Origin of the sequence: Bradyrhizobium sp. CSS354, assembly GCF_029051725.1 — a bacterium.
Taxonomy (GTDB): domain Bacteria; phylum Pseudomonadota; class Alphaproteobacteria; order Rhizobiales; family Xanthobacteraceae; genus Bradyrhizobium.
In genome coordinates, this window is the sequence record NZ_JAACFU010000001.1 from 41486 (window position 1) to 68012 (window position 26527).

General features: G+C 63.9%; 25 protein-coding genes. 10 read left to right on the top strand and 15 right to left on the bottom strand.

The genetic code is table 11. The features are described from left to right. Positions 1-113 precede the first annotated feature (113 nt). The 5 genes from GWG67_RS00220 to GWG67_RS00240 all read right to left on the bottom strand — a co-directional run bounded on the left by GWG67_RS00220 (position 114) and on the right by GWG67_RS00240 (position 3669). The gene (locus GWG67_RS00220) at positions 114-1496 is read right to left on the bottom strand and encodes an aspartate aminotransferase family protein (protein ID WP_275167172.1); all 1383 of its coding nucleotides are present in this window, start codon (positions 1494-1496) and stop codon (positions 114-116) included. Positions 1497-1654: 158 nt separating this feature from the next. After that, a complete protein-coding gene (locus GWG67_RS00225) occupies positions 1655-1825 on the bottom strand; it encodes a hypothetical protein (protein ID WP_275167173.1) in 171 nt (56 codons plus the stop codon). Between the two features lie 30 nt (positions 1826-1855). Continuing rightward, positions 1856-2419: an isochorismatase family protein gene (locus GWG67_RS00230; RefSeq protein ID WP_275167174.1), complete on the bottom strand. Its 564-nt coding sequence runs from the start codon at positions 2417-2419 to the stop codon at positions 1856-1858. Between the two features lie 25 nt (positions 2420-2444). Next, the gene (locus GWG67_RS00235; protein ID WP_275167175.1) at positions 2445-3065 is read right to left on the bottom strand and encodes a GNAT family N-acetyltransferase; all 621 of its coding nucleotides are present in this window, start codon (positions 3063-3065) and stop codon (positions 2445-2447) included. Then, positions 3052-3669 (bottom strand): hypothetical protein, encoded by a 618-nt coding sequence (locus tag GWG67_RS00240; protein WP_275167176.1) that lies wholly within the window; start codon positions 3667-3669, stop codon positions 3052-3054. The genes GWG67_RS00235 and GWG67_RS00240 overlap by 14 nt, the downstream gene beginning before the upstream one ends. Before the next feature lie 71 nt (positions 3670-3740). On the opposite strand from GWG67_RS00240, the gene GWG67_RS00245 reads away from it, so the two are divergent. Then, positions 3741-4781, top strand: a complete 1041-nt coding sequence (locus GWG67_RS00245) for a LysR family transcriptional regulator (RefSeq protein WP_275167177.1) — start codon at positions 3741-3743, stop codon at positions 4779-4781. Between the two features lie 78 nt (positions 4782-4859). On the opposite strand, the gene GWG67_RS00250 is transcribed toward GWG67_RS00245, so the two are convergent. After that, on the bottom strand, positions 4860-6002 hold the full coding sequence (locus GWG67_RS00250) for an autotransporter outer membrane beta-barrel domain-containing protein (protein ID WP_275167178.1): 1143 nt from the start codon (positions 6000-6002) through the stop codon (positions 4860-4862). A gap of 378 nt (positions 6003-6380) precedes the next feature. Here GWG67_RS00250 and GWG67_RS00255 point away from each other — a divergent pair, with 378 nt between their 5' ends. After that, positions 6381-6587, top strand: a complete 207-nt coding sequence (locus GWG67_RS00255) for a cold-shock protein (protein WP_007591938.1) — start codon at positions 6381-6383, stop codon at positions 6585-6587. 96 nt (positions 6588-6683) lie between these two features. Here the strand turns inward: GWG67_RS00255 and purN are convergent, their stop codons facing one another. Together purN and purM are read right to left on the bottom strand one after the other, a co-directional pair. Beyond that, positions 6684-7337: a phosphoribosylglycinamide formyltransferase gene (purN, locus tag GWG67_RS00260; RefSeq protein ID WP_275167179.1), complete on the bottom strand. Its 654-nt coding sequence runs from the start codon at positions 7335-7337 to the stop codon at positions 6684-6686. Between the two features lie 14 nt (positions 7338-7351). Further along, positions 7352-8425: a phosphoribosylformylglycinamidine cyclo-ligase gene (purM, locus tag GWG67_RS00265; RefSeq protein ID WP_275167180.1), complete on the bottom strand. Its 1074-nt coding sequence runs from the start codon at positions 8423-8425 to the stop codon at positions 7352-7354. Positions 8426-8580: 155 nt separating this feature from the next. Here purM and GWG67_RS00270 point away from each other — a divergent pair, with 155 nt between their 5' ends. From GWG67_RS00270 to ppx, 4 genes are all read left to right on the top strand, one after another. Continuing rightward, on the top strand, positions 8581-9123 hold the full coding sequence (locus tag GWG67_RS00270; protein WP_027569696.1) for a CDP-alcohol phosphatidyltransferase family protein: 543 nt from the start codon (positions 8581-8583) through the stop codon (positions 9121-9123). Positions 9124-9216: 93 nt separating this feature from the next. After that, a complete protein-coding gene (locus GWG67_RS00275; RefSeq protein WP_275167181.1) occupies positions 9217-9894 on the top strand; it encodes a DnaA/Hda family protein in 678 nt (225 codons plus the stop codon). Between the two features lie 127 nt (positions 9895-10021). Then, complete coding sequence (locus GWG67_RS00280) at positions 10022-12214, top strand: RNA degradosome polyphosphate kinase (protein ID WP_275167182.1); 2193 nt, start codon at positions 10022-10024, stop codon at positions 12212-12214. 15 nt (positions 12215-12229) lie between these two features. Then, positions 12230-13732 (top strand): exopolyphosphatase, encoded by a 1503-nt coding sequence (gene ppx, locus GWG67_RS00285; protein WP_275167183.1) that lies wholly within the window; start codon positions 12230-12232, stop codon positions 13730-13732. Positions 13733-13737: 5 nt separating this feature from the next. Here the strand turns inward: ppx and GWG67_RS00290 are convergent, their stop codons facing one another. The 4 genes from GWG67_RS00290 to ndk form a co-directional block, all read right to left on the bottom strand. After that, positions 13738-14862, bottom strand: coding sequence for a PepSY domain-containing protein (locus GWG67_RS00290; RefSeq protein WP_275167184.1), 1125 nt, complete (start codon positions 14860-14862; stop codon positions 13738-13740). A 1-nt stretch (position 14863) separates the two neighbouring features. Continuing rightward, positions 14864-16795: a TonB-dependent siderophore receptor gene (locus tag GWG67_RS00295; protein ID WP_275167791.1), complete on the bottom strand. Its 1932-nt coding sequence runs from the start codon at positions 16793-16795 to the stop codon at positions 14864-14866. Positions 16796-17417: 622 nt separating this feature from the next. Continuing rightward, positions 17418-18278 (bottom strand): TerC family protein, encoded by an 861-nt coding sequence (locus GWG67_RS00300; protein WP_275167185.1) that lies wholly within the window; start codon positions 18276-18278, stop codon positions 17418-17420. A 44-nt stretch (positions 18279-18322) separates the two neighbouring features. Then, on the bottom strand, positions 18323-18745 hold the full coding sequence (gene ndk, locus GWG67_RS00305) for a nucleoside-diphosphate kinase (RefSeq protein ID WP_275167186.1): 423 nt from the start codon (positions 18743-18745) through the stop codon (positions 18323-18325). Between ndk and GWG67_RS00310 the strand changes: the two genes are divergently transcribed. The 4 genes from GWG67_RS00310 to GWG67_RS00325 all read left to right on the top strand — a co-directional run bounded on the left by GWG67_RS00310 (position 18738) and on the right by GWG67_RS00325 (position 21653). Beyond that, a complete protein-coding gene (locus GWG67_RS00310; protein WP_275167187.1) occupies positions 18738-18914 on the top strand; it encodes a hypothetical protein in 177 nt (58 codons plus the stop codon). The genes ndk and GWG67_RS00310 overlap by 8 nt on opposite strands. Before the next feature lie 140 nt (positions 18915-19054). Further along, positions 19055-19312: a sulfur globule protein precursor gene (locus GWG67_RS00315; protein WP_275167188.1), complete on the top strand. Its 258-nt coding sequence runs from the start codon at positions 19055-19057 to the stop codon at positions 19310-19312. Positions 19313-19544: 232 nt separating this feature from the next. After that, complete coding sequence (locus tag GWG67_RS00320) at positions 19545-19718, top strand: hypothetical protein (RefSeq protein WP_247434138.1); 174 nt, start codon at positions 19545-19547, stop codon at positions 19716-19718. 72 nt (positions 19719-19790) lie between these two features. Then, a complete protein-coding gene (locus GWG67_RS00325) occupies positions 19791-21653 on the top strand; it encodes an ABC-F family ATP-binding cassette domain-containing protein (protein WP_275167189.1) in 1863 nt (620 codons plus the stop codon). A 158-nt stretch (positions 21654-21811) separates the two neighbouring features. On the opposite strand, the gene GWG67_RS00330 is transcribed toward GWG67_RS00325, so the two are convergent. The 3 genes from GWG67_RS00330 to GWG67_RS00340 all read right to left on the bottom strand — a co-directional run bounded on the left by GWG67_RS00330 (position 21812) and on the right by GWG67_RS00340 (position 26516). Next, the gene (locus GWG67_RS00330) at positions 21812-22777 is read right to left on the bottom strand and encodes a tripartite tricarboxylate transporter substrate-binding protein (protein WP_275167190.1); all 966 of its coding nucleotides are present in this window, start codon (positions 22775-22777) and stop codon (positions 21812-21814) included. 165 nt (positions 22778-22942) lie between these two features. Then, positions 22943-24397, bottom strand: coding sequence for an HlyD family type I secretion periplasmic adaptor subunit (locus tag GWG67_RS00335; protein ID WP_275167191.1), 1455 nt, complete (start codon positions 24395-24397; stop codon positions 22943-22945). Beyond that, positions 24384-26516, bottom strand: coding sequence for a type I secretion system permease/ATPase (locus GWG67_RS00340; protein ID WP_275167192.1), 2133 nt, complete (start codon positions 26514-26516; stop codon positions 24384-24386). The genes GWG67_RS00335 and GWG67_RS00340 overlap by 14 nt, the downstream gene beginning before the upstream one ends. Positions 26517-26527 lie beyond the last annotated feature (11 nt).

Genomic DNA, 26527 nt, shown 5'->3' on the forward strand with positions numbered 1-26527 from the left:
TGTACCGAACGACCAATCTTCGCCAAACCACTCCCTGTGGTGATGGGGTCCTGGCTTTCGCCAGGACGACACCGAGAGCGCGGCGGATCGCTCCGCCTGCACTGACGTTTCCCTTACGCCGGCGTCAGCTTCGCCACTTCGCCCTTCATGTCGTCCAGCACGCCTGATATCGCCGTAACCAGCTCGTCGATCTGGGCCTTGGTGACGATCAGCGGCGGGCAGATGGCGATGGCGTCGAGCATGTTGCGCGAGATCACGCCGCGCTCCTGCAGCATGCGGCTGGCCATGCCGCCGACGGCGCCCGGCGTTGTCGCTGCGGTCTTGCGCGCCTTGTCGAGTACCAGTTCGATCGCTGCGATCATGCCGACGCCTCGGACTTCGCCGACCAGCGGATGGCTGGTGAGTTCACGCAGCTTGCCTTGCATGTAGCCACCGAGTTCGGCGGCGTGCGCAACCAGGCCCCGCTCCTCGATGATCTTCAAATTCTCCAGCGCAATCGCCGAGCCGACCGGATGGCCGCCCGCGGTGAAACCATGGCCGAGCACGCCGATCTTGTTGCTCTCATCGGCGATCGGTTCGAACATGCGATCGTTCATCATGATGGCCGACAGCGGGAAATAGCTCGAGGTGATCTGCTTGGAGACCACGATCGCGTCGGGCTTGATGCCGTAGGTTTCGCAGCCGAACATCTTGCCGGTGCGGCCGAAGCCGCAGATGACCTCGTCGGCGACCAACAGGATGTCGTACTTGTTCAAAACCTTCTGGATCTTGTCCCAATAGGTTGCCGGCGGCACGATGACGCCGCCCGCGCCCATCACCGGCTCGCCGAAAAACGCCGCGATCGTGTCCGGGCCTTCCTTCTGGATCAGCGCATCGAGCTCTTCGGCTCGCCGCGTCGCGAAGGCTTCCTCGCTCTCGCCGGGTGCACCGTCCTTGTAGAAATGCGGCGAGCCCGTGTGCAGGATGTTCGGGAGCGGCAAGTCGAAAGAGCGGTGGTTGTTCGGCAGGCCGGTGAGGCTGGCGGACGCAATGGTGACGCCGTGATAGGCGCGCATCCGGCTGATCACCTTCTTGCGCTGTGGCTGGCCGAGCGCATTGGAGCGATAGGCAATCAACTTCAGAACGGTGTCGTTGGCCTCCGAGCCGGAATTGGTGAAGAACACCTTGCTCATCGCAACCGGCGCGAGCGCGACCAGCTTCTCGGCGAGATCGATCGAGGGCCCGTGCGATTTGGCGGAGAACGTGTGATAGAACGGCAGCGCCTGCATCTGCTTGTGCGCAGCCTCGACCAGCCGCTTCTCGTTGAAGCCGAGCCCGACGCTCCACAGGCCTGCCATCGCCTCGAAATAGCGCTTGCCCGAGGCGTCGAACACGTAAGGGCCCTCGCCGCGTTCGATCACGAGGGGACCGGCCTGCTGATGGGCGCGCGCGTTGGTATAGGGATGGAGCTGATAGGCCACATCCCGGGCCTCTTGCGAATTGGGTAGCATGGACATTTGCAGGCATCCTTGAAAGCGTCACGTCGCCGGCGCGGCCGGCGTCATCACTCGATGATCCAGCTCCTTGGCTATTGCCACCGCGCAAAACTTGCAACGTCAATCCGTGGGCGGCAAGCGCTCAGCAGCGTTGCACAAAGCCGCACATCGGGAAGCCGTCACGCCGCGCCGTCGTCATTCCCCTCATTAACGGCGGCAGCGGCCTCCCGCACCTCCACCAGTGCCATCGAGAGCAGATACACCGTCGTGGGCAGACCAAGACGGCGCGCCGCCTCGGCGGCATGCGACAGGTCGCTTGCCAGCTCCTCGAGCTGATCTCCCCGTGACAATGTCCCACTCCATCCGTCGATCGCGGCCGCCTACACCGCAACGGCGCCGCTGGTTCTGATCAGTTCGGCGCTGGACTGGATTGTAGCAAAATTCCCGATCACATTCACTACCGCATGCTTGTAGGCGGCAGCATCGCCTGTCCCCGGCTGCCGGCAGGCCACCGCGTCGGCCACTATCTGGTAGCGATGGCTGCGGTGAAACCCGTCGATAGCGGTGGCCAGAATGGTTTCATCCAGGGAAAAGCCCGCGAGCACGCAACGGACATTGCGGATATTGGACATGTAGTCCACAAACCGCGACGAGCTGTAGGCCGACGGCAGCGGGTGCTCGAACGTCATTTCTCCCGGCCGCGGCTTCGCCTCCGCGATCCAATCGGTCAGCCTGGATGCCGGATTGAACCAGGCCGCCTGCGCGATGCGCTTCAGATGCATCACCGGCCAGAGATTGACGCGCCACAGCGTCAGCATTTCCACGCAGCGCGCGGTGGCGTCATCGCCGTCGAGGATGACGTGGCGACGTCCTGGGGTCAGGTATTCGACCTGGAGATCCGCGCAGACCAGGATCGGCGGATCGTCGGTGATGGAAACCAGCATGGTTTTGCGCGCAGCTGCACCAGTTTCAGCGGCCGGCGAGCGCGACGTCCCGCAGCGGCGACGTCACGGCCCGTCCTGCCGAGGCGTCGAGCACGCCCGGCCGGTCCCAATCGCCTTCGGGGCGGATGATCACGTATGGATCGCTGTCCAGGGTAATGGCATCCGGGCCCGGCTCGATCTCCAGCAGCATTTCCGTATAGGAGAAGTCGGAGAAGGTGATCTTGCGATTGTGGCCGAGCGGCTTGGCGCCGAAATGGGCCCAGAAATCGACCAGACGGTCCTGCGCCTGGCCGTAGATCTTGCGAAAGCCCTTGCGCTTCACATAGTCGACGCTCGCCTGTACCAGCTTGAACGAGACGCGCGAGCGCCGATATTGGTGCCGCACCGCAAGCCGTTCCACCTTGGCGAAATCGCCGAAGAACCGCACCCGCAGACAGCCCGCAGGCTCGTTGCCGACATAGCCGATGAAATGCGCGGCGACCATGTCGTTGCCGTCGAACTCCTCATCGAACGGGCAATCCTGCTCGGCGAGATAGACGGCTGAGCGGATCGAGGTGACCAGCATGAGATCGCTGAGATCGCGTGCGAGGCGAACGGTGATGGCGCGGGAATCGGGCTTCGCGAGAGGAATCCTAGTACCGTGCATCTGCAAAACTCCTTGCTTGAATGATCGCGCCGGGCATGCGCATCGGCTGCCGATGCCAGGGCCGCTCGTAGCACCACAGATCGGGTTGGAAGCTTGGAACAGGCTCGAAGCCTGTCGCCTTCATGATGTCGCGTCCGGCCACGGTTGACGGCTGCGCATAGCAATCCGAGTTGCGAAACCTTAGCTGTCTCAGATGAGCCGCGGCTTTGCCGAGACCGGCGACGCCGCGCCCCGTCGCCGCGATCGCCCAGATGTAGATGGCGGAAACGTCCTCGTTCGCGGACGCGAGATGGCGCGTCTCCGGCGCGGTGAGGCAGATCTCGTCGAGCAGCAGCGCATCATGCCCGCGATCGTTGAGAAACAGGAAAGCCATTCCGCCGACGAGGTTGCCCTTCCGGCTGAAAGTCAGGATGCTGTCGGGATCGAAGGCGAAATATTTTGCAAGCTCAGCCGCCCCGATCCGAACGCCCGGCACCAGCCGGTGCGCCAACTGCGAAAGCGCGGCTATTTCGGAAAATTGGGCGCGACGGACGTCGACATCCGGACTGAGCGGCAGCGCGTCGAAATCATGCCTTGCGGCAAACGAGCCCCTTTCCATACCCATGTCACCCCTCTATCGTTCGCGGCTTTCGTGCCCCGCTATGACAAAGAGCTTAGCGGCTGGGGATCAGGCGTATGCAGCAGTTATTGCACCGGGGTGCTGCGATGATGCAGCACCGTGAAGAAGCCCTGGACATGTCCTGGGACGATTTGAAACTGTTTTTAGCTTGCGCAAAATATAAAAGTTTCCGCAACGCCGCCGAAGAGCTCGGGCTCACCTCCACCACCCTGATGCGCAGGATCGACCGGCTCGAAGAGAGCATCGATTGCAAGCTGTTCCTGCGCGACCAGAGCGGGCTCACGCTCAGCGACGAAGGCAGCGCGATGATCGCCGACGTCGCGCACATGGAGCGTCATGCCTTCAACGTGTTCCGGCGTGCCTCGCGATCGTCCAATGACATGTCAGGCACCGTACGCGTCGCGGTGACGGAAGGCCCCGGCAATTTCTGGATCCTGCCGCGACTGATCGACTTCCAAAAGACCTATCGCAAGATCACCGTCGACCTGCGCTGCGCGATGGAACAGGCCGATGTCGCGCGGCTCGAATCCGATATCGCGATCCAGCTCGAGCCACCGACCAATCCCGATCTGATCGTCGCCAAGCTCGGCCGGCTGCACATCTATCCGTTCGTCTCCAAGGAGTACGAAAACCTCTACGGCGTGCCCGCGAGCCTGGCCGAGCTGAAGAACCACCGCATCATCAAGCAGAGCGCCCCGCAGGTCGACGACGGCGCTTATGCCCGCGTACTCGGACTTAAGTCGCTCGAGGGCATCGTCGGGATCAAGACCAATTCCTCGGTCGGCGTGCTCTATGCAGTGGAGCGCGGCGCCGGCATCGGATTCCTGCCGACGGTCTCAATCGCGCTCGGCGCCCCGCTCGTTGCCGTCGATCTCGGCGTCAGCCACCATGCCGATCTCTGGCTCACCTATCACAAGGAGTTCCGCACCTCCGAGCGCCACAAGATCGTGGTCGATTGGCTGAAGAAAATCTTCGATCCCAAGACCCACCCCTGTTTCCGCGACGAGTTCATCCACCCGAACGCGCTTGCGCCGATGATGACGGCCGCGCGCGAGGGCTTTGGATTGACGGGATATGTCGCGGCAATGCCGACCTAAAGCTTGAGCGTGATCTTTTCGGAAAACCGCTTCGCGGTTTTCCGATCCTGCTCTGGGCGGACGTGGGCAGGCTTCGCCTCACCAACGATATTCGAAGCCGACCGTGCCCTGATGCGACGTCAGTTCGTTGCGGAACTTGCCGTCGTAATTGACGTAGAGCCGCGCCGTGTTGGTCAGGCTGAGCGAGGCCGAGGCGCCGGCATCCACGCCGTAGCGGCTCTCGCCGATGCCGGGCACGACAATGCTCTGGGTCCCGAGGCTGACCTGCACCGATCCCAGGTTCTGATGGAAATTGTCGACGAACTTGCCGTAGGCGGACAGGTCCAGGATCTTCTGGTCGAAGATGAAGTAGCGCCCGATCTCGCCCCCGATCATCACACGCGCGCGCGAGAGCGCCGTCGAGCCGACATTGAGTGGATCGAGGCCGCCAACCTCCTGGAATGCGACGCTGGTGGCGCGGACATATTCCAGTGCGCCCTTGGGCACGATGCGCATCTGGTCCTTGGTCCAGTAATAGCTGATCTCGGTCAGCGCGCCGTCGACCGCGGCGCGATAACCCGCGGTCGCAAGTCCCAGACCCGTATCCCGGCTCGAGCGGACCTTGCCGAAGCCGTGCACCAGGGCGAAGGCCCAGGTCCATGGGCCCTTGTCGACCGAGCCGCTGAACCCGAGTTGCGTCAGGTCCAGCGTCGCGGACTGAAGTGCGAGCGGCACGTCGATGTCGGTGTGGCTCTGGTCGACGGAGAAGCCGAGATTGACACCCGGCGCGAGCCGCGCGCCAAGACCTGCGACACCGCCAAACGTCTTCCGCTTGTCGCCGACAAAGTCTCCTTGCGCATCCGTCCGGACCGAGATGCCGTAGCCCTCGAACCAGGTGCGGTAGCGCGGGTCTTCCGTGCTCGCCGACGCGCCCCCGCCGCCGGGATTGGTCCGAAACGCCCGGTTGACACCCCCAGATGCCTGGTTGCCGAGCCGCTCCAGGAAATTCGAGCCGAGATTGAGCGCGCTGTTGCCGGCCGACTGGTCGTAATTGGTCGCGGTCGGCATCGGCGTCGGTGACGGCGTGGGTGTCGGGGTCGGCGTGGGCGTCGGACTTTGTGCAAAACCTGACGTCGTCGACAGCACCATGATGAGCGCAAACGCCACGGCAGCCGCGATCCGGCGGACGCGGTTCAGCCTGATCGCCTGCCGTGTCTCTGAGGGCTGCGACGTGCAGCACATGGCGACAAATCCCGAAGCAAAGGGCGGCGCGCAAAAATGCAACAGGAGCGGCGCACGCGTGCCGCGATTTGTGCCGAACTGTTACTGAGGGTCAACCGGCTGGCGCGTCAAGGCAAAGGCATTGCTTTCGATTGTGGTTCCGCGGCCACAGGTCGCAAATTGCGGACGGGCACTCCGGTCGGGCTCTTGAAATTCGCGCGCGGCTTGCTAACGGGCGATTTTCATGTTGCAATATCGGACACAATCGGAATTGGCCGCTCGACTGTGCGTTTCGCGACATTGAGACTCAAGACTCGAACAGACTACCGGAAGCCCGTTTGTGGCGTGGCACGCGAAAAGCGGCCGCGTCGTTTTTGTATCTAGCGGAGGAGACTGAGGATGCCGCAAAAGGGCACCGTCAAATGGTTCAACCCGACCAAGGGCTATGGGTTCATCAAGCCGAACGGCAGTGACAAGGACGTCTTCGTCCATATCTCCGCCGTCGAGCGCGCCGGACTCTCGACCCTCAATGAAAATCAGGTGGTTGAATACGACCTCGTGGAGAACCGCGGCAAAGCATCCGCGGAGAACCTCAAGGTCTCCTGATTTCTCTCGCGGTCTGCGCAAGAGATCATGACGTTGCCCCCGGCTCTGCCGGGGGTTTTTGTTTGGGATGAGACGTATTCCGAGTGCGATGGCGCTTCACCGCACCAACGGCGCTATCAGAAAATTCTCCGACGGCCCGCCGCCCGCGGTCTTGCAGACATCGCCCTCGATCTGGACCTTGCCGGTCGCGAGCAGGCTCAGTGCTGCGGGATAGATGCGGTGCTCGACTTCGAGGATGCGCTCCGACAGCGTGTCCGCCGTGTCGTGGTCGCTGACGGGAACCGCGCCCTGCATCACGATTGGGCCGGCGTCGGTCTCGGGGATCACGAAGTGCACCGTCGCGCCGGAGAGCTTGACGCCGGCGCGCAACGCCTGGCCGTGTGGGTCGAGACCGGGGAACGACGGCAGCAGCGAGGGATGGATGTTGAGCATCCGCCCGTACCAGGCCCTGGTGAACTCGGCCGTGAACAGCCGCATGAAGCCGCCGAGGCAGATCAGCTCGATACCGTGCTGATCGAGCGCTGCTTGCAGCACCTTCTCGAAGCCGGCGCGGTCCTTGCCGAATGGCTTGCTTTCGATCACCAGTGTCTTCACGCCGCTCGCTTTGGCCCTTTCCAGCCCCAGTGCGTCGGCCTTGTTCGAGATGACGAGCGAAATCTCCGCCGGAAAATCCGGCGCGGTCGCGCCCTTGATCAGCGCAGCCATGTTGGAGCCGCGGCCGGAAATCAGGATGGCGACGCGGCGTTTCATCACAGCGCCGGTCATTACAGCGCCAAATCGAGATGGCCGTTATAGACGACGCGGTGCTCGCCCTCGGCCGGGATCACGGTACCGAGCTGGGCCACGGTCTCACCGGCATCGGCGAAGACCTCCACGACCTCGTCGACCTTGTCCGGTTCGACGATCGCGATCATGCCGATCCCGCAATTGAAGGTCCGCAGCATTTCGAGTTCGGCGATGCCGGCCTGCGCGGCCAGCCATTTGAACACCGGCAGCACTGGCAGACGCGCCAGATCGATACCCACGCCGAGATGCTTCGGCAGCACGCGCGGAATGTTGTCGGTGAAGCCGCCGCCGGTGATATGGGCAAGCCCCTTCACCGCGCCGGTCTCGCGGATCGCGCGCAGGCAGGATTTGACGTAGAGCCGCGTCGGCGTCAGCAGCGCGCCGCCGAGCGTCATGACGGGCGCAAACGGCGCCTGCGCTCCGAAGCCGAGGCCCGATTGTTCCACGATCTTGCGCACCAGCGAGAAACCGTTGGAGTGCACCCCCGACGAAGCCAGCCCGATCACGGCATCGCCGGCGGTGATGTCCTTGCGCGGCAAGAGCGTGCCCCGCTCCGCGGCACCGACGGCAAAGCCGCCGAGGTCGTAGTCGCCGTCCTTGTAGAGGCCGGGCATCTCGGCCGTCTCGCCGCCGATCAGGGCGCAACCGGATTCGCGGCAGCCTTCGGCGACACCGGCGACGATCGACGCGGTCGCCTCCGGATCGAGCTTGCCGCAGGCAAAATAGTCCAGGAAGAACAGCGGCTCGGCGCCCTGCACCACGAGGTCGTTGACACTCATGGCGACGAGGTCGATGCCGATCCCGCCATGCAGGCCGGTCTCGATCGCGATCTTGACCTTGGTGCCGACGCCATCGGTCGCGGCCACCAGGATGGGGTCCTTGAAGCCGGCGGCCTTGAGGTCAAACAGGCCGCCAAAACCGCCGATTTCGGCGTCGGCACCAGCACGCGCGGTGGCGCGCACCATCGGTTTGATCAGGTCGACCAGGCGGTTGCCCGCGTCGATATCGACGCCTGAATCGGCGTAAGTGAGGCCGTTTTTGCGGTCGGTCATGCCCGATTTCCAGTGGGTTTGCGGCTGGTTACGTCGAATTCCGGGGACACGCAATGGCTCGCATGGCGCGCCTCCGTATACTATGTAGAGATATCAACCGGTTCAGCCTCCAAAGGGCCGAATTCGAGGTCAGGCCGGGTGCCGGGAAGCGCCGTGTGAGTATACCGAACATCATCACTCTGGGCCGCATCATGCTGGTCCCGATCATCGTCTGGGCCATCGTGTCGAGCCAAATGGAGGTGGCGTTCGCCGTCTTCCTGATCGCCGGTATCAGCGACGCGGTCGACGGCTTCCTTGCCAAGCGCTTCAACATGACCAGCGAGCTCGGCGCCCTGCTCGATCCGCTCGCCGACAAGGCGCTGCTGGTCTCGATCTACATGGCCTTGGGCATCTGGGGCGCGATTCCGCGCTGGATCGTCATCCTGGTGGTCTCGCGCGATATCATGATCGTCGCTGCCGTGATCATATCTTGGCTGTTCGACCGCCCTGTGGAGATGAAGCCCTCGAAGGTATCCAAGCTCAACACTGTGGCCCAGGTGGCGTTCGCGGCGCTGGTGCTGGCCGCCCTCGCCTTCGGCTTCAAAGCCGGTCCTTATGATATCATCCTGATGGGCCTCGTCACGGTCTTCACGCTTTCCTCCGTATCGCTCTATCTCGTCGAGTGGTTGCGGCACATGAGCACGATCGAGGCCAAATGAGTTGGGAAGCGGCCCCGCAAAGGACCAACTCCCGCTCGATTAAGTCGCATCTCTTGAAACGAAGCCGGCCCGCCGGCACGGAGCAAAGCAAGCGTGCCAGGCCGCGTTCATCCCCGACAATTGGCATTTTCGCTTCCGCATGCGGAGAGCCTGAGCCGGGACAATTTCCTCGAAGGCCCCGTCAATGCCGCCGGTCTTGCCCTCATCGACGCCTGGCCGGAATGGCCGAACCGGATCATGTGGCTGGCCGGCCCGGAAGGAAGCGGCAAGAGCCATCTCGCCGCGATCTGGGCCGAGGCCTCAGGCGCCCGCTCGACCACGGCCAATGGGCTGACCGCCGAAGCCGTCCCGGCTGCGCTCGCCACCGGCGCGCTGGTGGTCGAGGATCCCAAGGCCAGGGAATTCGACGAGCGCGCCCTGTTCCATCTGATGAATCTGGCCCGCGAGGACGGCGCCTACGTCCTCTTCATCGGACGCGAGGTGCCCGCATCTCTCGAGATCGAGCTCCCCGACCTGCGCTCGCGGCTCCGCGCCGTCCCCGTTATCTCGCTGTTGCCGCCTGACGACCAGCTCTTCCGCGGCCTGATCGTCAAATTCTGCGCCGACCGCCAGCTCGCGGTGGACGAGAGCGTGGTCAGCTACCTCGCCACGCGCCTGGAGCGGTCCTCGGCCGCCGCCCGACGGGCCGTGGACCTGCTGGACAGCGAGGCCCTGCGCCTCGGCCGCCCCGTCACCCGGGCCTTGGCCGCCGAGCTGCTCCGGGATGTCTGACAAGGCGGCTTGACGCGCCCGGACGGCGGAACATCAATGTCATCGAAACGTCATCGCTCTAACACATGCTCCCGCGGGTTTTGCGCGTAAGTCGCAAATTGGGGCGAACTGGATGGATCGACTTCTGATGGATTCTGCGCAAGCTGTTGAAGTTAAAGAAAAAGCTCCGGAAGCCGAAGGCCCGCCGGCGATCGCCTCGAACCCCGAGCGGTTCATCAATCGCGAGCTCTCCTGGCTGCACTTCAACCGCCGCGTCCTGGAGGAATCGGTCAATCCCAGCCACCCCATGCTGGAGCGGGTGCGATTCTTGTCGATTTCGGCGAATAATCTCGACGAGTTCTTCATGGTCCGCGTCGCCGGCATCAAGGCCCAGGTCCGCGAGGGCATTGCCGAGCGCAGCCCCGACGGTCTGACGCCATCCGAGCAGCTCGCGCTTATCAACCGAACCGTCTCGCAGCTTGCCTCCGACCAGCAGGCAATCTGGCGCGACCTGCGCGGCACGCTCGCCGACGAGGGCATCGTGCTGGTCGAGGGCAAGGAGGTCACCAAGGCGGAACGAACCTGGGTCGAGGACTACTTCCTCAGTAACGTGTTCCCGCTGCTGACCCCGCTCGCGATCGACCCGGCCCACCCCTTCCCGTTCATTCCGAGCCTCGGCTTCACCATCGCGCTCCAGCTCACGCGCGGCGCCGACGGCAAGCAGATGAACGCGCTGATCCGCATGCCCGGCAAGATCGACCGCTTCATCCGTCTGCCGGCTGACGGCAAGGTCGTCCGGCTTATCTCGCTGGAGCAGGCCACTGCGCTGTTCATCAACCGCCTATTCCCCGGCTACAATCTGCACGGCCAGGGCGCCTTCCGTGTGATCCGCGACTCCGAACTCGAAATCGAGGAAGAGGCCGAGGATCTCGTCCGCCTGTTCGAGACTGCGCTGAAGCGCCGCCGCCGCGGCTCGGTGATCCGGCTCGAGATCGACGCCAAGATGCCGGAGCAGCTGCGCAACTTCGTGCAGCACGCGCTGTCGACCGCCGACGACGAGGTATTCCTGGTCGACGGCGTGCTCGCCATGAACGAGCTCTCGCAGCTCACCCGCCTCGACCGGCCCGATCTGGAATTCACCCCTTATGTACCGCGCCATCCCGAGCGCGTGCGTGAGCAAGGCGGCGACATCTTCGCCGCGATCCGGCAGAAGGATCTCGTCGTCCATCACCCCTACGAATCCTTCGACGTCGTGGTGCAGTTTCTCCAGCAGGCGACGCGCGACCCCGACGTCGTCGCCATCAAGCAGACGCTCTACCGCACCTCCAGCAACTCGCCGATCGTGCGCGCGCTCGTGGAAGCCGCCGAAGCCGGCAAATCGGTCACCGCGCTGATCGAGTTGAAGGCGCGCTTCGACGAAGAGGCCAACATCCGCTGGGCACGCGACCTCGAACGCGCCGGCGTGCAGGTCGTCTACGGCTTCCTCGAACTGAAGACGCACGCGAAACTCTCGATGGTGGTGCGGCGCGAGGGCGGAAGCCTCACGACCTACGTCCACACCGGCACCGGCAATTACCACCCGGTAACCGCGCGCATCTACACCGACCTCTCCTACTTCACCTCGGATCCGACCATCGGCCGCGACGCCGCGCGCGTGTTCAACTTCATCACCGGCTACGCCGCGCCGAGCGACCTGGAAAAGATGGCGGTCTCGCCGCTGACCTTGCGCAAGCGCATCATCGAGCACATCCAGGGCGAGACTGCGCATGCGCGGCACGGCCGGCCCGGTGCGGTCTGGATGAAGATGAACGCGCTGGTCGACCCCGACATCATCGACGCGCTCTACGAGGCCTCACAGGCCGGCGTGCAGGTCGAGCTCGTGGTGCGCGGTATTTGCTGCCTCAGGCCCGGCATTCCCGGCCTGTCGGAGAACATTCGCGTCAAGTCGATCATCGGACGCTTCCTCGAACACGGCCGAATCTACTGCTTCGGCATGGGCCAGGGCCTGCCGAGCGCGAAAGCGGCTGTGTATATCTCCTCAGCCGACATGATGCCGCGCAACCTCGACCGCCGCGTCGAGGTGCTGTGTCCGCTGCAAAATCCCACGGTGCATCAGCAGGTTCTCGAACAGATCATGGTCGCCAACCTCAAGGACAACGAGCAGAGCTGGCAATTGTTGCCGGACGGGTCCTCAACGCGTATGAAGACCGCGAAGGGCGAGGAGCCTTTCAACGTCCACAACTACTTCATGACAAATCCGAGTCTGTCTGGCCGTGGTAAGTCGCTCAAGGAATCCTCGCCGCGCCGCCTCACGCGCCGTAATGAACGTCATCAATCCTGATCCGGGATCGTCGACGTGAAGCGGCCGCGCAAGCGCGGCTCGAGCGTCGCGGTCATCGACATCGGCTCCAACTCGGTCCGTCTCGTCGTCTACGAGGGACTGACGCGGAGCCTGATTCCGATCTTCAACGAGAAGACGCTGTGCGGCCTCGGGCGCGAGGTGCAGAGCACGGGACTGCTCGCGCCTGACGCCGTCGACAAGGCGCTGACCTCGCTCAAGCGCTTCCGTGCGCTGTGCCGGGTCATGCAGGTCGGGCGGGTGTTTGCGATTGCGACCGCCGCCTGCCGCGACGCCTCCAACGGCCCCGACTTCATCGCGAAAGCCGAGCGCATCTGCGCGGTGAAGATCGAGATCCTGTCGGGCCCGCGCGAGGCGCGGCTGTCGGCGCTTGGCGTGATCTCCGGCATCCATCATCCCGACGGCATCGTCGGCGACCTCGGCGGCGGCTCGCTCGAACTGATCGACGTGCGCAAAAACACCGTGCGCAGCGGCGTGACGCTGCCACTCGGCGGCCTCGCGCTGCAGGACCTCGCGCATAAATCCCTGAAACGCGCCGACCGCATCGTGCGCGAAGCGCTCGACGGGGTGCCGCAGCTCAAGGCTGGGAGCGGCCGCAGCTTCTACGCGGTCGGCGGCACCTGGCGCGCGCTTGCGCGCATCCACATCATCCAGAGTGGCTATCCGCTCCAGGTGATGCACGGCTATTCGATTTCGGCTGCCGAGGCGCTCGACTTCTCGCGTCGTCTTCGCCGGCTTGCGGCCGCGGGCATGCTCGCCGACATCGAGATCGTCGCCGATGCCCGGCGCCCGCTCCTCACCTATGCCGCACTGGTGCTCGAGCACATCATCCGGGTGGCGAAGCCGAAGACCATCGTGTTCTCGACCTTCGGCGTGCGCGAGGGCCTGCTGCACGAGAAGCTGCCGGACTCCGAACGCAACAAGGACGGACTGATCTGCGCGGCCGAAGAGCTGAACCAGCTGCTGTCGCGTTCGGCAAAGCATGCGCGCGAACTGATCGCCTGGACCGACCGCCTCGCGCGCGTGGTGAAGCTGCGCGAGACCCAGGAGGACCGCCGCCTCCGCCACGCCGCGTGCCTGCTGTCCGACATCGGCTGGCGCGTGCATCCCGACCATCGCGGCGAGCAGACGCTGAGCCTCGTCGTCAACGGCAATTTCGGCGCGATCACCCACACCGAGCGCGCCTTCGTCGGGTTGTCCGTGTTCTATCGCTATGCGGGCCTCAGCGAGGAAAACCAGCCGCCCGTCGCCATGCAGGAGCTGCTGACGCCGGCGCAGCTCGAACGCGCCCGCCTGCTGGGCGCGGCCTTCCGCGTCGCGCATCTAATCTCGGCGGCGCGTCCGGGCGTCTTACCCGCGACGCATTTCCGCAGCCTGGGCCGCAAGCTGTTGCTGGTGTTCGAGCACCGCCTCGGCGACCTCGTCGCGGATCGCGTCGGCAGCCGCTTCCGCGCGCTCGCCCGGCTGATCAACCGCGCCGGCTCGATCGTCCGGCGGTAGATCGGCTAGCCTAACCTGATCCTGCCCGGACGTTTCTTGAGCCACATGATCCCGCCGCTGATGAACAGAACGAGGGGAGCGAAGCCGGCTGCGAAGACGAACAGACGCCCGACGAGTCCGAACGTCGCACCGTTGTGGATCCAGAGCTGTTCGGCCAGATAGCGATCGCCCATCGACGTGGCGCCCGAAGTGCGATCGTGCACCACCGCGCCGCTCCATGGATCGAGCCAGATCGCCCCCCGCGCACGTACCGCGGGATCAGCGCCTTCGGCCCGGAACTGCACGCGCCAGGTGTTGCGCGTTTCGGTTGGCGGATTGAACATGGCAATCGTCGTATCCGGCCTGGCCGCTTGCACGATTCGCACGATCGCATCGGCTGAGAGCTGCGGCGTCCCTGCGGCCGGCAGTTCGATCCGCGGCGAAGGATCGGGTGTCGGTTGCGACACGAGCCCAACAATGGGACGCACTACGCCAGGAAAAATGATCCCGACACCAGTGATCGAGATCATCGTGAGCGCGAGCAGCGCCCAAAAACCAGCCATGCCGTGGACGTCGAAAACAAATCGAAGAAGCGAAACGTCCTTGCTCACCGATACCGAGCGCCAGAACCGCCCCGGTTTCGGCCACCACAAGAACAGGCCCGAGACGGCCAAGCCGAGCAGTACGAACCCGACAATGCCGACCAACTCCTTGCCCCACCACTCATGGAGCAGCAGCGTATAGTGGAGACGGTAAACCTTGAGGGCGAACGCGTTTATGTAGTCACGTCGTCCGAGAACCTTCCCGTTCGATGGATCGACCATGGTCGTCCAGCGATTGGGGTATCGACCTGTAGTGGTTTCGTGTGCGTGTATCACGACCCAGACCGGCCAAGTCCGGTCCGGAGCCAGGATTGTGGAAATCGGCGCGGTATCCGCCGCCGCGGCGGCGCGCATCACCTCGCTCAAGGTGACCTTTTGTTCGGGGCCGGCGGGGACGTAGAGCGCGGAATTCAGAGCGGCGTCGATTTCCCGATAGAAAACGATGAAGCTTCCCGTAAGGCCTATCAGCACCACGACGATGCCGCTGGTCAACCCGAGCCATCGGTGAGCCCAGAGAAGCTTGCGCTTTACGCGTCCAGGCCGCTTCAACTCAGAAATCCGTGGACATCGACAACAGCAGGGTCCGCGGAGCCCCCTGTGAGAGCGCGGAGAAGCTTGCCACGCCCGACCAGTAATTTTTATCGAACACGTTCTGGACCAGCGCCCGCAACGTGACAGGCCGGTTGTTGATGCGCGTGTTGTAGCGGGCACCGAGGTCGAGCCTCGTCCACGCCGGAACGACCTGCGTGTTTGCCGCATCCAGATACTGGTATCCCGTATAGATGGTGCTTGCGACCAGCGTCAGCCCGGGCGCGAATGGGGTGTCCCATTCGGCGGACAAATTGGCTTGCACCTGAGGCACACCGATCGGCGTCTTGCCGAGATTGGAAGGCGTGCTCGTCTTCGTCAGCTCCGGGTCGATCAGCGTCACGCCGCCAAGCACGCGAAGGCCTGTCTGCACCTCTCCGAATACCGTGAACTCCAGGCCGCGATTGCGCTGTTCGGCGTCGGCCCGGAAGACTTTGTCGACACCCAACTGCCCCGATGGCTTGGTGATCTCGAACAGGCTGATCGTGGTGGCCAGCATGCCGAAATCGATCTTGACGCCGGCTTCGTGTTGCTTGCTGAAATAAGGTGCAAGAACTTCTCCGGAATTGCTCGCCGTCGTTGGTGCGACATCCCCCTTGCTCAGTCCTTCGATGTAGTTTGCGTACAGGGAGACGTGGCTCCAGGGCTTGACGACCAGACCAACCATCGGCGTGAGCGCCGTTTGATCGTAAGCAGCGCTAACGGCACCCGTGGCGGTGTTGTAGTTGTTCGACTTCACGCCTTGTTGCCGGACGCCGACGGTCAGCTGAATGCGATCCTGAAAGACCGACAAGGTGTCGGCCAGCGCGAGGCCGGTCAATTCGGTATCGGAAAGCTTTGGAACAGTCGCGGGAGCCGGAACGAGTTGCTCCGGACGGGCGACCGGAGCATAGATGTTGGACAGCACCGGCGAGCCGGAAACAGAACCTCGCGACAATTGATCGGTGTAGTAGCTCCCCTGGAAGCTCACGGCATGATTGATCGCACCGGTCCCAAACCGGGCGCGCACGCCGGCGTCGGCGACGTTCCTGTCAATATCGAATTTGAAGCGGCCGGGTGTCGAACTGGTATTGCCGACCGAGTTCAGGATCGTCGGCGTACCAAACAGACGATCGACCTGGGTCCTGCCGCCACCGCCGTCGGCGAACACCGTCACGGAATCGGTCACGTCGTATTCGGCGCGTGCTAGCAGCGAGTTGTCATGGACCTTGGCGAACTCCCAGGCCTGCGTGACATTGCGCCTCCCGACCGGAGCGGTCGGGACAGCGACGCCTGTCGCGACCAGAAACGGCCTTGCGGGCGCGTCGAACTTTTCTTCCTGGTCGATGAAGTCGAGCGAAGCCCTGAACTTCTCGCCGCGATAGTCGAACGCCGCAGAGCCGACATGCGCCTGGCGGCTCTGGTTGTCGAGCGGCGTATCGCCGTTGTGATAACTGCCATTGACGCGAATTCCGAATTCGCGGTTCTCGCCGAACCGTCGGCTCACGTCGAGATGCGTGCCGAACTGGGAGTTCGTCGCGTAGTCGGTGGTAACCCGCGTGAGATCGACGTCACCTGCGCGTTTCGGAACGATGTTGATGGTGCCGCCGACGCTGCTGTTCGGAGCCATGCCGTAAAGCAGCGCGGTCGGGCCTTTGATGATTTCGATGCGTTCGACATAGTCGGTGAACACACGGTAGTTTGGTGCAACACCATAGACGCCATTGAAGGCAATTTCTCCGACATTCCCCTCGCCGATCGGAAAGCCGCGGATGAAGAAGGAGTCGAGAATGCCACCGGTCTGGCCCGTGAAACGGACCGAGGGATCGTTGCTGACGACGTCGGCGACCGTGGTGGCCTGTTGATCTTCGATCTTCTTCGCCGTGTAACTGGTGATGTTGAACGGGGTGTCCATGAAGTCCCTGTTGCCCAGCAAGCCAATTTGCCCTCCGCGGGCCACCTGCCCGCCTGAATAGGCCGGCGGCGGCGTGCCGGGCTTCGGGGCTGCGGGAGTTCCTTCCGCTTGCGTCGTGACCCGCCCAACTGCGGGCGAGCTACCGCGGGCTGCTCTTCGGCCGGGATTGGAACGTGCGCGTGCGCGCTGCTTCGGCACGTCTGCCGTAACGGTCACCGCCGGCAACGTTGTCGCCCGCTCCGTCTCCGGCACAGCGCTCTGCGCGTTGCTGCCGTGAAGCAAGCCGTCGCTGAACAAGGCGATGGAAATCACAGAGGCCGCGAAAGCTGTCGGTCTGGAGATCCTCGGTCGGGATCTGAAGGCAACAGCAAGAACAGCAACAGGGCGGCAAGTGACTCTCGGCGGCATCTCTTAACAGCTTCCGGTTTGATTAAATGAATACCGGAGCGACGTGCAGCGGGAACAGTCACCGAGTCAACGAAAACGGTTTTGTTTTCAGTACTTTAGAATAAGACAACGTCTAATTATGGAAGGATCGCCATGGCAATGCTGCGCCGTTCCAGTCCGGCGCGGCTTCCGTAAGCGACAACAGGCTTGGTGCGGACGGAGGCTGCCGCAGAGATCACTCCGCCGATGCCTTGGCGTGGCGTTCGGAGGACTCCAGAGCGGCCGCGCTCATGCTGCGGCGGCGCCAGATGGAGCCGACGACCAGCACGACGACGACGCCGAGAGCTGCGCAGAGATATTCGCCGCCTCCGCCGCCATGGGCGAATTGCGGCGGGATGCGCAAGGCGCCGAGCATGTTGTCCAGCGAGGCGCCGAACGGACCGTCGAACAGCGTGTGCAGCCTCGGCGCGATGCCGGGATCGGTCGCAATCACCTCGCCCGCGATCCAGCCGAGTAGCGCCGCGCCGGCCCACACCAAAACCGGCAGCTTTGCAAGTAGCGCCATGATCAGCGCCGCACCGGCGACGATCAAGGGCACGCTGATGGCAAGACCGAGCACCAGCAAGGGCGCGCTGCCATTGGCGGCCGCGGCCACAGCAATGACGTTGTCCAGGCTCATGACGATGTCGGCAACGACGACGATCTGCACGGCCTGCCAAAGATGCGAAGCCGACTCGACCCCGTCCTCGTCCTCCTGTTCCGGCACCAGCAGCTTTGCCGCAATCACGATCAGCGCTAGACCGCCGACCAGCTTGAGGTACGGTAGCTCCATCAGGCTCGCGACGATGCCCGTGAAGATGATCCGCAGCAGCACCGCGGCGCCGGCACCGAAGATCATGCCCCACAGCCGATGCCGCGGCTTGAGGCCGCGGCAGGCGAGCGCAATCACCAGCGCATTGTCGCCGGACAAGAGGATGTTGATCCAGATGATCTTGCCGACCGCGACCCAGAAGGTCGGTTCGGCCATCTCAACGCGGAACTGGGTGAAGAATGCCCCGATCGTAGCGGGATCGAAGATCTGCCAGAGCCAGTTCACACTACGTCCTTTCGCCGCGTCTCGTTAAATTATCGGCTGACGGATCAGCCGACGATCTCGTTGCCCGAAAAGAACTGTGCGATCTCGATCGCGGCGGTTTCCGGGGCATCCGAACCGTGCGCGGAGTTCTCGCCGATCGACTTTGCGTAGAGCTTGCGGATGGTGCCGTCAGCCGCCTTGGACGGATCGGTCGCACCCATCACGTCGCGATACTTGGAGACGGCACCCTCGCCTTCCAGCACCTGCACCACCACGGGGCCCGACGTCATGAAGTCCACGAGCTCGCCAAAGAAGGGGCGCGCCTTGTGGACCGAATAGAAGGTCTCGGCCTGTTCCTTGGTCATGCGGATGCGCTTCTGCGCGACGATGCGCAGGCCCGCCTTCTCGATCACGGCGTTAACCGCACCGGTGAGGTTACGCGCGGTGGCGTCGGGCTTGATGATCGAGAAGGTGCGTTCGATGGCCATGATCATGTCCTTGAAGAGAAAACGGTGGTTCGGAGTTGCCGGGCTTATATCGGCGCCTTCGCCATACGGCAAGCGACCGCCAAAACCGACTCGCGGGCGCTTCGCCGCAGGCCAGGCGCCGAATTCCAACATGGATTACAACGATTTCACCCAGATGAACCCAATCTGAAGGCCTCGTCAGGGTTTGGTTCAGCCTCGCTCGGATAACCTCAGGTCCATCGAAACCAAAGCCTCTGCCCGAGGCGGACCGTTTCGGCGGCCTTTCCATCGACGCGATAGCCCCGCGCCGGCAGTTTTGAGGAGATCACCATGTTGAGGAAACTTTCGCTCGCCGCGGTCGCCGTGGTCGCGCTCGGTGCCGCGCTGGCCCCGACCTCCGCCTCCGCGCACTGGCATGGCGGCGGCTGGCATGGCGGCGGTGGCTGGCACCACGGCCACAGTTGGGGTGGACCGCGCTTTTATGCCCGCGGCCCCGTCGTCTCCTACGGCTATGGCGGCTGCTATGTGCGCCGGCTGGTCCCGACCCCCTGGGGACCCCGCTGGCGGATGATCAACCGCTGCTACTGAGCCCGACAGCACCTTTCCAAGAGCACCAACCAAGGGTACCTGTGCCCCCCAAGGTACCTTCCGAGCGAAGCCCCGGCGTCCCCCAGCGCCGGGGCTTTGTATTCGGAGCGGAATATTGCACGGCTTCACACAATTTTTGCTAGAATACCGCGCAATCGCCGCGAGTGGCGAAACCATTTGGGGGCCAAGGACTTGGTACCGTGTCGCTTCTATGAGAACACGGAACCCTGCGATGGTTAGCCTTTTCGCCGATGACAGCGAGCAAATCGACCGGCGCACCAGCCGCTCGATCCGCGATGCGGTGGGTGAACGGCTCCAGCAGAGCCTGCGGCCCGAAGCCAGGCTGCCGACGCACCTCGAGCAACTCCTCAATGAGCTGAAGCAGCGCGACCGCGATTCGCACTGACTTCACAAGAACCGGCTTGCGGACACGGAAAAACGGGGTTGCGTTTGACCCCGGCTGCGGTGACAAGGCCGCATGCTCTCGATCACCGACCTCTCCATCCGCCTCGCCGGACGCCTTCTGATTGACCAGAGTTCCGTGCAGATCACGCCCGGATCCCGCGTCGGCATGGTCGGTCGCAACGGCACCGGCAAATCGACCCTCTTCAAGGTGATCCGCGGCGAGCTTGCGGCTGAGCACGGCACGGTGACCCTGCCGCCCCGCTGGCGCGTCGGCAGCCTGGCGCAGGAAGCACCGAACGGCCCCGAGAGCCTGATCTCGGTCGTGCTCAAGGCCGACCTCGAACGCGACGCGCTGCTCACCGAGGCCGAAAGCGCGACCGACCCGCACCGGATTGCCGAGATCCAGACCCGGCTGGTCGACATCGACGCGCATTCGGCACCGAGCCGCGCCGCAGCCATCCTCTCCGGCCTCGGCTTCTCCGCCACCGACCAGCTCCGCCCCTGCGCCGAATTTTCCGGCGGTTGGCGCATGCGCGTCGCGCTTGCCGCAACGCTGTTCGCGGCTCCCGACCTGTTGCTGCTCGACGAGCCCACCAACTATCTCGACCTCGAAGGCACGCTGTGGCTCGAGGATCACCTCGCGCATTATCCGCGCACCGTAATCGTGATCAGCCATGACCGCGACCTGCTGGAAAGCTCGGTCGACCAGATCCTGCATCTCGAACGCGGCAAGCTCACCCTCTATAAAGGCACCTACTCCTCCTTCGAGGAGCAACGCGCCATGCGCGAGATGCTCGATGCCAAAGCGGTCAAGCGCCAGGAAGCCGAACGGGCGCGCCTGCAAGCCTTCGTCGATCGCTTCAAGGCCAAGGCCTCGAAAGCCCGCCAGGCCCAATCACGCGTCAAAATGCTGGAGCGGCTGAAGCCGATCACGGCGCTGGTCACCCAGGATGTGCGCGAGATCAGCTTTCCCGCGCCCGAGAAAATCCTATCGCCGCCGATCATCGCCGCCGACAACGTCGTGGTCGGCTACGATCCGAACACGCCCGTCCTTAACCGCGTCACCTTGCGCGTCGACAATGACGACCGCATCGCGCTGCTCGGCTCTAATGGCAACGGCAAGTCGACGCTGGTGAAACTGCTCGCCGGCCGCCTCGCGCCGTTCTCGGGAAAGGTGACCCGCGCCGACAAGCTCTCGATTGCCTATTTCGCCCAGCATCAGCTCGACGAATTGAACGAGGATGCCTCGACCTACGACCACGTCCGCAAGCTGATGGGTGAAGCGCCTGAGGCAAAGGTGCGCGCACGCGCCGGCGCCATCGGATTCTCCGGCAAGGCGGCCGACACCAAGGTCGGAAAATTGTCCGGCGGCGAGAAGGCGCGGCTCCTGCTGGGGCTTGCGACCTTCTTCGGCCCCAACATGATCATCCTGGACGAGCCGACCAACCATCTCGACATCGACAGCCGCGCCGCGCTCGCGGAAGCGATCAACGAATTCCCCGGCGCCGTCATCATGGTTTCGCACGACCGCTATCTGATCGAGTCCTGCGCCGACCAACTCTGGATCGTCGCCGACCGCACCGTGACCAATTACGACGGCGACCTCGACGAATATCGCCGCCTGGTGCTGTCCGCGCGCAATGGCGAGCCCGCCCCGCGCGAGCGCAACGCGGCGAGCGAGAAGTCGCAGCGCCCGAGATCGGACAATCGCGGTTCGCTGAAGAAACGTATCGCGGAAGCCGAATCCGAGATCGCCCGCGTCAGCGAGATCATCAGCAAGATCGACACTGCGCTCGCCCTGCCCGACATCTTCACCCGCGATCCCAAGCAGGCCGCGCAACTGTCGAAAGCACGCGCGAACGCAGCCGACGCGCTCGCGCGCGCCGAGGAGCAGTGGCTCGAGGCGAGCACGCAGTTCGACGCGGCGGCGGGTTGAAGCTCCACGACCGGGCCGACATCAAAATCGCGAAAACAACCCCATGCACAGTACCGGTATTTTGCTACCCGGTAATTAGCTCTTGAATAGACAGTTCTTTACCGTGTTGGCTTAGCGCGCCCACGGAGCGATGTCGGCTCAAATTGCGCAGGAATGGCTCAGTCCGCAAACTGGCCGGCGGCCTTGATCATCGGAGCCCAACGGTCGACTTCACTCGCCAGCGTCGCGGCCAGCGCCTCCGGCGTCGCCTTCTCCTGCGGGACCGGCTCCGTGTTGATGTCGTTGAACCGGGCGATCAGCGCGGAATCCCTAAGTGCGGACTGGAGCGCCGCCGTCAGCTTCTGAACGACTGCCGGCGGTGTGCCCTTCGGCGCGTAGATGCCGTGCCACACGCCAAGTTCGAACCCTTTGAGGCCGGCCTCATCAGCCGTCGGCAAATCGGGCAAGCTCTTCAGCCGCTCCTTGGTGGTGATCGCATAGGCCTTGACCTGCTTCGACATGATCGGGCCGGTCGTGTTCGTCGCCTGGTCGCAGGTGAGATCGATCTGCTTGCCGAGAAGATCGTTCATGATGGGGCCGTTGCCCTTGTAAGGCACCGCGGTGAGCTGCTTCTGGATCGCCGTCATGAACAGCATCCCGCAGAGATGCGAGGCCGCTCCGAGTCCGGCGTTGGCGTAGGTCAACTTGTCGCCCTGCTGTTGGGCGTAGGCGACCAATTCCTTCAGTGTGTCGGCCGGGAAATCCGCACGCGCGATGATGGTCATCGGCGCATTGGTCACAAGCCCGATCGGCGCAAAGGCCGTCTTCGTGTCATAGCTGAGGTTGCGGTATAGTGTGGCGGCGGTCGAGAGGCCGACATGATGGATCAGCAGCGTGTATCCGTCGGGCTGGGCTCGCGAGGCGCGGGTCGTCGCGATGGTGCCACCGGCGCCAGGCGCGTTCTCCACGATGACCTGTTGGCCGAGCGATTTCGCCATGCCTGCCGCCGTCAGGCGAGCAATGGTGTCCGTAGGTCCGCCGGCGGCGAACGGCACCAGCATGGTGACGGGCCTGACTGGATAGTCCTGGGCGAGCGCCGCGCCAAACGGCAAGAGCAGAGCCGACACGAGGGCAATGAGCCGCATAGTTTCCTCCAAATTTTTGCTTGCTCCTATGTACGCATTCCGGGCTGCGCGGCCACACGAAAACGACTTCGTCGAGAGTGGAGCGCCCGCGGCATGGTGTAGCTGCCGAAAAGCCCGATCGGTTCTCCGGGCGCCTCGCGAAGCTTCGTCGGCAACAGGCGGGAACTATCGCTCCCGCATGATCTCGTGCCGGTAGCGCTGCAGCGGCGATAGCAGGTAGCTCAGGATGGTACGCGCACCGGTCCTGATCTCGACGGTCACCGCCATCCCCGGGGACAGGTTGACGAGGCGGTCGTCCACCTGCATCTGGGTGCGATCGAGCGAGATACGGGCGCTGTAGCTCAACTCCTGCCCGCTGGGCTCGCTGCTGTCGCGTTGCGTCGCGGGCGCACGGTCGCTCCCGCGCTCCTGCGGCCGGTCACGGACGATGGCATCCTGCGAGACGCTCAGGACCCGGCCTGCGAGAAGCCCGTAGCGAGTGAAATTGAAAGTGTCGATCTTGATGGCGGCGCCCTGCCCGGCCTCGACAAATCCGATATCGCGATTCGAGATCATCGCCTCGATCTCGAGCCGCGTATCGGTCGGCACGATCACCAGCAGCGACTGTGCGGGCGTGACCACGCCGCCTACGGTGTGGACCGCGAGCTGCTGCACGACGCCGTCGACCGGCGACGTCAGTTGCTGAAGCCTCGTCCTCTGCTGCGCCTTGATCAGATCGCGTGCGACGCCGTTGGCTTTCTGTTCGCTCTTGGCAAGCTCATCGGAGAGACTTTTCCTGTACTCGGCCAAGGCCTGGATGCGGGTCTCCCGGATCGCAGCGACGGCCGCCTCGGCCTCCTTCAGGCGGCTGCTCTGGACGCGAAGCTCCTCCTGCTGCTCGATCTGGAGCTGGAGGGTCTCATAATAGGTCAGCTTCGAGCCGATCTCCTTCTCCATCAGCGTCTTGCGGATCTCGACACGCTGCTGGGTGACCGGCAGCAACGCATCAAGCTTGTGAATCGTCGCAGCAATCGTCTGATGTTCGGCCTCCTTCTGCGCTTCTTGACGCGCCAGCGCCGCGAGCTTGGCCCTGTTCTCGCTGACCTGATTGGCGAGGAGCTGCCGTTGCGTCGCGACCAGCATGGGATCGGCGTCCTCTGGTACGACGAGATCGGCGGATACCCCTTCGCCGCCCGCCAATGCGGCGCGGAGGCGCGCAACGTTGAGCCGCTCGGCCATGAGATCGTCGTGCAGACGATCGCGCTCTGCGGCGTTCACGGTCGGATCAAGCTCGATCAGCAGGTCGCCCGATTTGACCGATTGCCCGTCCTGCACGTGAATGGCGCGCACCACGCCGGTCTCGAACGGCTGGACCACCTTGCTTCGTCCGCTCGACACGACCTTGCCGGTTGCGGACGCCACGATGTCGATCGTGCCCCAGGCCGACCAGGCCAGCGCCGCGCAGACGAGAATCATCAAGGCCATTGCGATGGCGCGGCCGATCGGCGACGGCGGTGTTTCCGTGATTTCCAGCGCCGCCGGCAGGAAGGCGACTTCCTCGGGGCTCCGGCCCTTTCCATTCCGGAACGGGATCACGGTCTGCTCCGGCCGAGCGGCCGGCACAGTGCTAGCCGACCTCATAAATGCCTCCCTGGAGACGATGCAGGGCGGCGTAGCGGCCGCCGGTCTTGATCAGCGCATCATGCGTGCCGTCCTCGACCAGACGGCCGCGTTCCAGGGTGAAGATGCGATCGGCGCCGCGGACGGTGGACAGACGGTGCGCGATGATCAGGACGGTGCGGCCTTTCGCGATCTCCTTCATGTTGTCATGGATGATCCGCTCGCTTTCATAGTCGAGCGCGCTGGTGGCTTCGTCGAAGATTAGGATCCGGGGATTGCCTACCAGCGCACGGGCGATCGCGATGCGCTGGCGCTGCCCGCCCGAGAGCGTCGAGCCGCGCTCGCCGACCACCGTATCGTAGCCCTCGGGGAGCTCCAGAATGAAACCATGCGCGCCCGCGAGCTTCGCCGCGTCGATGATGCGATCCATCGGCAGGCTCGGATCGGCCAACGCGATGTTGTCGCGCACCGACCGGTTGAACAGCATGTTGTCCTGGAGCACGATTCCAATCTGCCGACGGAGCCCTGCCGGATCGGTCGTCATCAGATCCATTCCGTCGACCAGCACGCGGCCGCCTTGCGGAACGTAGAGCCGCTGCACCAGCTTGGCGAAGGTGCTTTTGCCCGAACCGGACGATCCGACGATGCCGACGGTTTGTCCGGCTGGAATGTCGAACGAGACATCGTGCAGGATCTCCGGCCCATCGAGGCGGTAGCGGAAAGAGACGTGCTCGAAGCGGATGTTGCCCCGGATCGGCGGTAGCCCCGCGCGGGCGGCGGAGTAAGCCGGCTCCGCCGCGCTGTTGAGGATGTCGCCGAGCCGCGCGATCGACAGTCGCGCCTGATGAAAATCCTGCCAGACCTGCGCGAGCCGCAGCACCGGGGCCGACACCCGCCCCGCGAAGATGTTGAAGGCCACGAGCTCGCCGACGGTCAGGGCGTCACCGATCACCAGTCTGGCTCCGACATAGAGAATGGCGGCGGTGACGACCTTGCTGACGAGCTGCACCAGCTGGCTTGCCGTGTTGCCGAGGCTCGTGACACCGAAGCTCGCGGAGACATAACCGGCGAGCTGCTCTTCCCAGCGGCGCTGCATCTGCGGCTCGACCGCCATCGCCTTCAGCGTTTCGATGCCACTGACGCTCTCGACCAGGAAAGCCTGGTTCTCGGCGCCACGGCGGAATTTCTCGTCCAGCCTGCGGCGAAACAGCGGCGTCGCCACGGCCGAGATCGCGATGTAGAACGGGAATGATGCCAGCACGATGAAGCTCATCTGCGCCGAATAGACGAACATCACCGCCAGGAACACCGAGGTGAAGACCAGGTCGATGAGAAGCGTCAGCGACGAGCTGGTGATGAAATTGCGGATGTTCTCGAGCTCACGGACCCGGGCCACGGAATCTCCGACGCGCCTGGCCTGAAACCAGGCCATCGGCAGCGCCAGCAGATGGTGAAACAGGCGTGCCCCGAGCTCGACATCGATGCGGTTGGTCGTGTGCGCAAACAGGTAATTGCGCAGGATTCCGAGCACGGTGTCGAACAGGGAGACGACGACGAGGCCGATGACGAGAACGTCGAGCGTGGACAGCGAGCGGTGCACCAACACCTTGTCAATCACGACCTGGAAGAACAGCGGCGAGACCAGCGCAAAAAGCTGGAGGAAGAACGAAGTCGCCAGCACCTCGCCCAGCAGCCGCCGGTATTTGCCGATTGCGCCGATGAACCAGGTGATATCGAAGTGCCGTCCGAGATCGGACAGGCCGGCGCGCCGGACCATCAGGATCAAGCCGCCGTCCCAGATCGCGCACAGTTCGTCGCGATCCATCAGCACCGGGCGCTGCGCCTCCGGAGACTGCACCAGCACCTTGTCGGCGGAGGCCTTTGCGATGACCATGAAGCCGCCGTCCCGCAGCATTGCGATCGCAGGCAGCGGGGTGTCCGACAGACGGCTCCACTGCGTTCGATAGGTTCGCGCTTTAAGTCCGAGAGACCTGGCGCAGCGGACAATATCCGCTGCGCCGAAGCTTGCCGCGCCCAGCCGGTGCCTGAGCTGCGCGCGATCGGCCGCGACACCTTGCAGATGCAGCAGCGTCAGCAACGCATCGAGCCCCGTATCGGAGGAGACCGCATTCGTCATCATGAGCGTTCTCC